The organism is Xanthomonas sp. NCPPB 3959, assembly GCF_056675575.1.
The window spans coordinates 1-275 of the sequence record NZ_JBWWVR010000059.1; the positions used below are offsets into that span (position 1 = coordinate 1).

General features: G+C 66.2%; 1 protein-coding gene. It reads right to left on the minus strand.

What is annotated here, in order from left to right:
* Window positions 1-275 (minus strand): PAQR family membrane homeostasis protein TrhA (gene trhA / locus AC1KVG_RS21810; protein WP_481095813.1); only part of this gene is annotated, 275 nt, incomplete at both ends.

The window sequence follows — 275 nt, forward strand, 5'->3', positions numbered from 1 at the left end:
AGCGCGCCGCCCAGCACGTGGGCGTGCCAGATGGCGCGGTTGTAGACCAGCGATTTGCGCACGTAGAAGGTGACGCCCACGGTGTAGAACGCGCCGCCGGCGGCGATCAGCCACAGCACGGTGCTGTCCAGGCCAGCGACGAATGGCTTGATCACCACGATGCCGGCCCACCCCAGCAGCAGGTAGATCGCCACCCAGAAGCCCTTGGCGATGCCGGGCAGGAACAGTTTGGCGAACACGCCGAACAAGGCCACGCTCCACACCGCCACGATCAT